At 65.1% G+C, this 8,525-nt stretch carries 9 protein-coding genes and 1 pseudogene; 2 read left to right on the top strand and 8 right to left on the bottom strand.

Annotation, left to right across the window (positions count from 1 at the left end; translation table 11 throughout):
- Window positions 1-17: 17 nt before the first annotated feature.
- On the bottom strand, window positions 18-1,034 hold the full coding sequence (locus ACJH6J_RS23485) for an Rv2578c family radical SAM protein (protein ID WP_406804596.1): 1,017 nt from the start codon (window positions 1,032-1,034) through the stop codon (window positions 18-20).
- 30 nt (window positions 1,035-1,064) lie between these two features.
- On the bottom strand, window positions 1,065-1,727 hold the full coding sequence (locus ACJH6J_RS23480; RefSeq protein WP_082762128.1) for a PAS and ANTAR domain-containing protein: 663 nt from the start codon (window positions 1,725-1,727) through the stop codon (window positions 1,065-1,067).
- An 82-nt stretch (window positions 1,728-1,809) separates the two neighbouring features.
- On the opposite strand from ACJH6J_RS23480, the gene ACJH6J_RS23475 reads away from it, so the two are divergent.
- The gene (locus tag ACJH6J_RS23475; protein ID WP_061010428.1) at window positions 1,810-2,778 is read left to right on the top strand and encodes a TIGR03557 family F420-dependent LLM class oxidoreductase; all 969 of its coding nucleotides are present in this window, start codon (window positions 1,810-1,812) and stop codon (window positions 2,776-2,778) included.
- Here the strand turns inward: ACJH6J_RS23475 and ACJH6J_RS23470 are convergent.
- A complete protein-coding gene (locus tag ACJH6J_RS23470) occupies window positions 2,769-3,305 on the bottom strand; it encodes a Dps family protein (protein WP_061000711.1) in 537 nt (178 codons plus the stop codon). The two genes, ACJH6J_RS23475 and ACJH6J_RS23470, sit on opposite strands and share 10 nt — an antisense overlap.
- Before the next feature lie 73 nt (window positions 3,306-3,378).
- On the opposite strand from ACJH6J_RS23470, the gene ctaD reads away from it, so the two are divergent.
- Complete coding sequence (gene ctaD / locus ACJH6J_RS23465) at window positions 3,379-5,058, top strand: cytochrome c oxidase subunit I (protein WP_234785528.1); 1,680 nt, start codon at window positions 3,379-3,381, stop codon at window positions 5,056-5,058.
- A gap of 3 nt (window positions 5,059-5,061) precedes the next feature.
- Here ctaD and ACJH6J_RS23460 read toward each other — a convergent pair whose 3' ends face one another.
- The 5 genes and pseudogenes from ACJH6J_RS23460 to ACJH6J_RS23440 form a co-directional block, all read right to left on the bottom strand.
- Window positions 5,062-5,409 (bottom strand): low affinity iron permease family protein, encoded by a 348-nt coding sequence (locus tag ACJH6J_RS23460; RefSeq protein WP_244602272.1) that lies wholly within the window; start codon window positions 5,407-5,409, stop codon window positions 5,062-5,064.
- A 2-nt stretch (window positions 5,410-5,411) separates the two neighbouring features.
- Complete coding sequence (locus tag ACJH6J_RS23455; RefSeq protein ID WP_061000709.1) at window positions 5,412-5,825, bottom strand: low affinity iron permease family protein; 414 nt, start codon at window positions 5,823-5,825, stop codon at window positions 5,412-5,414.
- Window positions 5,822-6,858: pseudogene (locus ACJH6J_RS23450) on the bottom strand (M20/M25/M40 family metallo-hydrolase). Before ACJH6J_RS23450 ends, ACJH6J_RS23455 begins: the two are co-directional and overlap by 4 nt.
- 5 nt (window positions 6,859-6,863) lie before the next feature.
- Window positions 6,864-7,424: a hemerythrin domain-containing protein gene (locus tag ACJH6J_RS23445; RefSeq protein ID WP_061000705.1), complete on the bottom strand. Its 561-nt coding sequence runs from the start codon at window positions 7,422-7,424 to the stop codon at window positions 6,864-6,866.
- Between the two features lie 75 nt (window positions 7,425-7,499).
- Window positions 7,500-8,519 (bottom strand): iron-containing redox enzyme family protein, encoded by a 1,020-nt coding sequence (locus tag ACJH6J_RS23440; RefSeq protein ID WP_064859014.1) that lies wholly within the window; start codon window positions 8,517-8,519, stop codon window positions 7,500-7,502.
- Window positions 8,520-8,525 lie beyond the last annotated feature (6 nt).

Raw genomic sequence — 8,525 nt, 5'->3', positions numbered from 1 at the left:
AAGGACCCTAACACCGGCTACGCTGCCAGTAGCCGCGTAACCACAAATCCCGTGTCCACTACATGGGGGCAAGGCCCGTTGGCCCGGCCGCCGAGTCCGTATCGCGCCACCAGCGGCGCGACCCGCTTGCGCAGCTGTTCGCGGTACTCCGGGCCGAGATACGCGCCGCGCCCATACAATTCGCGATATCTGGGCAGCAGGTCCGGATACGTCGAGCCCAGCCACGCCAGGAACCAGCCACGGGTCGCGCCGCGCAGATGCAGCCCGAAGACCGTCACGCTCGTGGCACCGGCCGCCGCGATCCGCGACAGCAGCGCCTCCAGATGTGCTTCCGAGTCGGTCAGGTACGGCAACACGGGCGCGACCATCACATGGCAGTCGAGCCCGGCCTGCGTGATGGCCGAGATGAGCTCCAAACGCGCGGCGGGCGTCGGGGTCCCGGGTTCGACCGACCGATGCAGGTCCGGGTCCAGCATCGCCAGTGACACCGCGACACTGACCCCGACCCGGGCACCCGCGTCGACGATCAGCGGCAGGTCGCGGCGCAGCAACGTGCCCTTGGTCAGGATCGAGAACGGTGTCCCCGAATCCGTCAGTGCCGCGATGATTCCCGGCATCAGTGCGTACCGGCCCTCGGCCCGCTGATAGGGATCGGTATTGGTGCCAAGCGCGACCGCGTCGCGCGTCCACGAGCGCCGAAAGAGCTCCCGCCGCAACACTTCCGCGACGTTCGTCTTCACCACGAGTTCACGGTCGAAATCATTTCCGGAGTCGAAGTCCAGATACTCGTGCGTGGGGCGGGCGAAACAGTATCGGCACGCGTGCGAACATCCGCGGTAGGCGTTGACGGTGTACCGGAACGGCAGATTCGACGCCTCGGGCACCTTGTTCAGCGCCGACTTGCACAGCACCTCGTGGAACGTGATGCCGTCGAACTTGGGAACCCGGACACTGCGGACCAGCCCCAGCCGTTCAAGTCCCGGTAGGGCCCCGTCGGCCTCGGCCCGCGCCACCGCTTGTCCGTCCCACCGCACACTTAATTCGAACAATTGTTCGACGTGTTGTCAAGTCTCGCCGGGCCCGTCGATGAGCAACAGATGGTCGATCGAGGTGACGGTCTCGGGGGCCAGCCCCTCGCGGATCACGGCTTCCAACAAGCGGGCCGCGACGGTCCGCAGCTTCAACTGGGTGGCCTGCGAACGCCATTTCAGAATCTCGAAAGCGCGGTCTGCGTCGATACCGTAGGCGGCCATCAGAATGCCCTTGGCCTGGTCGATCACGGCGCGCGATTCCACCACCGAGGCCATGGCCACGGAGAGGTCGGACTGGATGCCGGCGGTGACGTCGATGTAGTAGCCGTGGGTGCCGGTGATCTCGCCGTCCTCGTCGGTCATCCGGTCACTGACGACCACGACCCAATGGATTTTTCCAGCAGAATCGACGATTCGGTGCCGGCTGCTGAACAACCCACCGGTCTGCACGCGCTCGAGAATCTCGGCGACCTTGGCGCGGTCGTCCGGATGCTTGTGACTCAGCAGCAACTCGGTGGTGGGCTCGACCTCCCCCAACGCATAACCGTGCATGCGGGCCACCGCTTCGGACCACACCCAGCGCTGCTCGGCGACATGGAACTGAAAGCTACCGACATGTTGCGCAGCGCCGCCGCCGAACACGGCAGCGACGTCCCAGGATTCGGAATCGGCGATTTCGCCGTCGGTTTCACTCATGTCGTTGTGGGTGGCAGGTAGCCATAGCCATCGTAACGCGCTACCGGGATTCTCCGTCCGGCTTGCCGGGTACGAGGCCGAGATGACGCATATCGGTTATTTCCTCTCCTGTGAACAGTTCGATCCCCATGACCTGATCGCTCAGGCCAGACGAGCCGAGGAAGCCGGTTTCCACGCGCTGTGGGTTTCTGATCACTTCCATCCGTGGAACGACGAACAGGGCCAGAGTCCGTTCGTCTGGGGCGTTCTCGGCGCGCTGTCCGAGGTGACGGCACTGCCGGTGACCACCGCGGTCACCTGCCCGACGTTCCGGATGCACCCCGCGATCATCGCGCAGGCCGCCGCCACGGCCGCCGTTCAGCTGCGCGGTGGTTTCCGGCTGGGTGTCGGCAGCGGAGAGGCGCTCAATGAGCACATCCTGGGCGACCCCTGGCCGTCGGCCGGAGAACGGCTGGACCGGCTCGCGGAAGCGGTGTCGCTCATCCGGGCGCTGCACCGAGGGGAAGAACTGAACCACGACGGCCGCTACTACCGGGTCCAGGACGCCCGCATCTACACCCTGCCGGATCACCGCATACCGATCTACGTATGGGGGTTCGGCCCGCAGGCGACCCGACTGGCCGGGCGGATCGGCGACGGCTACTGCATCACCATGCCCGACGCCGACCGGGTCGCGCTCTTCCGGGAGGCCGGCGGCGGCCGCAAGCCCGTGCAGGCCGGCATGAAGGTCTGTTGGGACCTGGACCCCGAATTCGCGGCGGACACGGCGCAGCGCTTGTGGGCCACCGAGCAACTACGCGGCCAGCTCAACCAGATACTGCCCCGGCCAACGGATTTCGCGTCCGCTGCGAGTCTGGTGACGCGCGAAGCGGTGACGGATGCCATCGTGTGCGGGCCCGACATCGACGCCCACGTCCAGCAGGTGCGCAAGTACGTGGATGCCGGCGTCGACGAGATCTATGTCCAGCAGATCGGCCCGGACATGGACGGCTTCTTCGACGCCTGGGAGCGCGACGTCCTCCCGGAGTTCCAGACCTCGGCCTACGCCTGAGCCGCCGCCTGGCGCTCGGTGTGCGCACCGCCGCTGGCGAGCTCGCCGCCGGCCGATTCCAGATGGGCACGTACGAACCACTGGAACTTCTCCAGTTCGGCGACCTGACCGATCAGCATGTCCTGGGTGACCAGATCGAGCTCGTCGAGTTCTTGGATGGCCTTGCGCGCGTCCCTGATGACGCCGTCGTAGACCAGATCCAGCGCGGCGAGGTGCGACTGCGCGGTATCGCGGCCGATCGAGTAGTCGTCCCACGTGCGGTATTTGAGAATCGCCCCCGGCGTACCGTCCGGCGATGCGCCAAGCGCCGCCAGCCGCTCTGCGGTCTGGTCCGCGTATCCACGCACCAGCTCGACCTGCGGATCGATCATCTCGTGCACGCCGATGAAATTGGGGCCCACGACATTCCAATGCACGTGCTTCAGGGTGAGGTGCAGGTCGTTGTACGTGCTCAGCTGGATCTGGAGCAGCACCCGGATCCGGCTGCTCTGCTCTTCGGAAAGGCCTGGAATGGTGAATTCGCTCATGGCCTGCCTCTACCCCTACGGCATCCGGGACAAACACCGTTTCGTACCGGCGACACCCGGGTACCGCCCCGGGGTGACCGCTGTCGAAGTGCCGTTGACGCCTGGGCGGCCGTTTCCGGCGCGCCGAAAGCGTTTGGGCGCCGTCCTGTACGGACTCGTCAGCACGACCGACCACAAGTTGATCGGCCAGATGTACCTGGCGGTGTCGTTCGCCTTCTTCTTCAGCGCCGGGATCATGGCGTTGCTGATGCGCACCGAGCTCGCCATGCCCGGCCTGCAGTTCCTGTCCAACGAGCAGTACAACCAGCTGTTCACCGTGCACGGCACCTTGATGTTGCTGTTGTACGCGACGCCCGTCGTGTTCGGTTTCGCGAATCTGGTGCTCCCCCTGCAGATCGGCGCACCCGACGTCGCCTTCCCGCGGCTCAACGCGCTGTCGTTCTGGCTGTTCCTGTTCGGCGGGCTGCTGGTGCTGGCCGGATTCGTGGTTCCCGGCGGCGCAGCGGACTTCGGGTGGACGGCCTATACCCCGCTGTCCGACGCGGTCCACTCGCCAGGCTCCGGCGGGGACCTGTGGGCGGTGGGCCTGATCGTGTCGGGCCTCGGCACCATCCTCGGTGCGGTGAACATGATCACGACCGTGGTCTGCATGCGCTGCCCCGGGATGACCATGTTCCGCATGCCCATCTTCACGTGGAACATCCTCGCCACCGGCGTGCTGATACTCCTGGCCTTCCCGATCCTGACCGCGGCCCTGTTCGGTCTGCTGGCGCAGCGTCGTCTGGGGGCACACGTCTACGACGCCGCCAACGGCGGCGCGATCCTGTGGCAACACCTGTTCTGGTTCTTCGGCCACCCCGAGGTGTACATCGTCGCGCTGCCGTTCTTCGGCATCGTCACCGAGATCATCCCGGTGTTCTCCCGCAAGCCGATATTCGGTTACACCACACTAGTTTACGCGACGTGGGGCATCACGGTGCTGTCGGTCGCGGTGTGGGCGCACCACATGTTCGCCACCGGCGCCGTGCTGCTGCCGTTCTTCTCGTTCATGACGTTCCTGATCGCGGTTCCCACCGGCATCAAATTCTGGAATTGGATCGGCACCATGTGGAAGGGTCAGTTGACCTTCGAGACGCCCATGCTGTTCTCGGTCGGCTTCCTCGTCACCTTCCTGTTGGGCGGACTCTCGGGTGTACTGCTGGCCAGTCCGCCGCTGGACTTCCACGTCACCGATTCGTATTTCGTTGTGGCGCACTTCCATTACGTGCTCTTCGGCACCATCGTGTTCGCCACCTACGCCGGCATCTACTTCTGGTTCCCGAAGATGTGCGGACGGCTGCTCGACGAGCGCCTGGGCAAGCTGCACTTCTGGCTGACCTTCATCGGCTTCCACACCACGTTCCTGGTGCAGCACTGGCTGGGCGACCAGGGCATGCCGCGGCGCTACGCGGACTACCTGCCGGGCGACGGTTTCGACGCCCTCAACCTGGTCTCCACCATCGGGTCGTTCATCCTTGCGCTGTCTGTGCTCCCGTTCGTCTGGAACGTGTTCAAGAGCTGGCGCTACGGCGAGCCCGTCGTCGTCGACGACCCGTGGGGCCACGGCAACTCCCTGGAGTGGGCCACCACCTGCCCGCCACCCCGGCACAACTTCACCGAACTGCCCCGAATCCGTTCGGAGCGAACGGCTTTCGAGCTGCACTACCCGCACATGACCGAACGGATGCGCACCGAGTCTCATGTGGGCCGTTGACCATCAGTGGTGCAGGCGGTCGTGCAATTTCTCTTGTTCGGCGGTGTCCCGGCGTTCGGCGTCGATGACGTCGTCGCGGGCTGTCGACGAGGTGACGATGAGTTCATCGAGCTTGAGCAGTATCGCGCCGGTCTGACGGTTGGTGGTGTGCTGAATGACGAAGAGCATCACCAGGGCAACCAGCGCGTTGGTGGCATAGACGGCGGTTTGCCACCAGGGCGGGAAGCGTGTAGCGATGCCGGCCAGCAGGGCTGCGGCGACCGCCACGAAAACAGCGACGCTGATGCGCAGCGAACCGGCCCAACCGATGATGGCGTCCATCGCCCGGGCACCCGGTTTGACGGCGTTCATGGTCAGCCGGTGCTTTCCCGTTCTTCGAGTCCGACGGCCTCCCGCAGTTCTTTCTCGTCGTCGCGGATGCCGTCGTTCTCATCGCCCTGGTGGTGCATCAAATCTGCCAGTGCGTCGGCGATGGCGTTGAGTTTGTGCTGAATCGCGTCATCGGAACGCCTCTGGGTGTTCTGCAGCAGAGCGACCAACAGGAACGTGATGATCGTCGTGATCGTGTTGATGACCAGCTGCCAGGTATCGACGGTCATGAGGGCGAAAGTCGGCGCCCACACGATCACCAGCAGCACGCACGCCAGGAAGAACCAGGCCCGGGAAACGATTTCGGCCGTGGTGGTGGCGAACCGGTCGAACATGGACACTTTGTCGGACACGCCGGACGGCATCACGTCCGGGTCGGGATTTTCGGAGACGGTCATGACGCGTCCTTTCGTGGTGCAGCCCTGTTTACCCGGGACGTGCCCTCGGCAAACGGCACCGGCTGCATCAGGAACTCCACCAACACGTCTGACATCGCACCGATGCCATCGCGCGGCACCACCTCGTACCCGTGAGTGCTCAGCGTGGGCAGGCACAGCAACCCGGCCGCGGCCGTGTGCCCGTTCGACTTGGCATGCGACGCATCGGATTCGAACGCGCCCAGGACCGCCGGCTGCGGATCGGTGCCCAACTCGGTCGCCACGTCCACCAGCCGGTCCGCGACGCCCTTGTCGTAGACGCACTGCGCGTCGCTGTAGCCGACGATGGGCCCACCTGTGACGGTGGTGCCGTACTCGGCTTCGGTCGGGCCGACCTCGAGTGCCAGGGTCAACTCACCAGGCAGGGCCCGGCTGGCGTACGAGCCACCGAGGCCGCCGACCTCCTCACTGACCGTGCACACGAAATACACGTCCTGGGGCGGTCTTTCCGGCCGTTGGCGCAACTCGCGCGCGGCAGACAGGAGCACCACCAGCAGTGCTCTGTCATCCATGAAATAGGACCCGAGATAGTCGTCGATCTCGACGAGTTCCCGCTTGCTTCGGTGCACGCACACGCGAGTGCCGGGACGGATGCCGGCTTCGGCCAACTGGTCCGGTGTGCGGCCCGTGAACACGTACACATCCGACCAGTTCAGCGCCCGGTCACCACCGTCGGGTTTGGTCTGCCAGATCTGCGGACTTTCCTGGGTGGTGTGTTCGGATCCCACTGTGAGGACACCGCATACGTGTTCCCGGTCACCAAGCATCAGCACGGGTCCGAGGCCGAAGTTCGCGGGGTACATCGTGCCCAGTGGGGTCAGCCGCACCCTGCCGTCCGGCTGAACTCGCTTGACGAGCATCGACAGTTCGTCCATGTGAGCCATCACGCGGATGGGCGAGTGCTCCTCGTCGCGCGCAGGCAGATCTCACGGACGGCGTCCTCCTGGCCACAGGGTCCGTACGCCCACAACAGTTCCTGCAGCAGCTGGATCATCGGACTCAGCGGACGCTCGAGATCACGTCCCGCACACGGTCGAGCATCGCGGCGAACGGTCCGACGATGAGGTTCGCGGCCGGGGACTCCACGCCGGGATGTGGCCGGGTCGGCGCGACTGCCTCCGCGAGTTTGGCGATCTCGCCCATGCGCTCGAGTTCCTGTTGCGACAGCTCGGTTCCGAGCTTGGCGAACTCCTCCGCCTCCTCGTGCTCGGCGTGCGCGATCACGGCGTCGCGGAGTTTCGTCAGCTTGCCGGTGAACTCCTTGCTGTCGACGTCGAGCGACTCCAGTTCGGCGAGTAGCTTTTTCGCCTCGTGCTCCTCTTCCAGCCTGGCATCGACGACCTTCTCGCCACCGGGCAGCTTCTGCTTCGCCCGCGGGTGCACGATCTCCTCCTCGGCGGTTTCGTGCACCGCGAGGAGCCGGCGCAGATCCCGGAACGACCTCGCTCTCTCGTCGCCGGCCAGCACCAGGGTCTCGGTGAACAGTGACTTGATCTGCTCGTGCTGATCAGTGAGGAGATCGATCACATCAGACGGGGATTTGAGGGCGTGTGAAGCCATATTTCCTCCTGTGAGAACGTCAGACGCGCTCGGGCTGTGAGCGCGTCCCTCACCGATTACCCGGTGCGCCGGCGGTCAAACGGGCCAGTGCTGCAGCGACGGGCACCCTGCCGCCCAGCTGGACAGCATGTGATCGGCGAGCCGTCCCTCGATCGCGTCGAAGGCGCGAATACCGAAAACGATGTCCCGTTCCAGGCCGGGCTCGCGCGACACCAGGTCTGCCACGACGTCCTTGCGGACCACTTGTTCATGAACCGCGTCGGCCTCGACGTGTTCCCGATAAAAGTCGACGCAGGGTCGCGGAGCACCAAGCCTCTTGAGGCCCTTTACGATTCGGTGCGATCCCGGCGACGAGGTCAGTTCGGTTGCGGCGAAATGGCCGACGGCCGCGCCGCGCAGGTGGCGGTGCAGACCGAACATCGACATGAGATTCACCGCGGCCAGGGTGCTGCCCATCGCATTGCCGAGGTAGTGCAAATAGTCGCTGCGCAGACCCGCGGCATCGAGCAGATCGGCGAACAGCCGCTGGTGCATGGATGCGTACCCGCCATGGCCGCCGTATTCGTCGTATTCCACCGCCACGAACGCGGCTTTCGCGCGACCGGTCAGCCGCGGAATGATCCACGACTGCGGGTCGGCTTCCTTGAGGTGGTACAGCGACCGATGCACGAAGTACTCCTGCATCTGCGGCCACGTCGCCTGATCTTGGAGATAGACAGACAGACTCGAATCATCGACAGGGTCGGTGTCACAACGAGCCAGCTCGGCTTGCGCCGTGCTGTCCGGGCTGATGGGGCCGACGAGCTCTCTCACGGCGGCCAGGAACCGCTCCTCGATGCGATGCCGGACATCGAGGAGGGCGGGGTTCCATTCCCATTTCTCGTCGGTGCCGGCGAAGCCGCGGTAGTGCAGTTCGTAGCAGACATACAGCGCCAACTGCAGGTCGAGGCCAAAGGGGTCGGCGTTCGCGAGCGGCAACTGTATCCGCGCCAGATACTGCGTGGGCAGGCGCTCGCCCAGCAGTCCGATGACGACACTGGACACGGGACCGCGGGGGTCCGGTAGCAAAGGCTGAACAAGTTCTTCTGTGCACATGAGACC

This window comes from Mycobacterium sp. SMC-18 (genome assembly GCF_045310895.1).
In the GTDB taxonomy this organism is placed as follows: domain Bacteria; phylum Actinomycetota; class Actinomycetes; order Mycobacteriales; family Mycobacteriaceae; genus Mycobacterium.
Note: the sequence above shows the minus strand (reverse complement) of the source record. Positions and strands in the feature narration are given on the sequence as shown.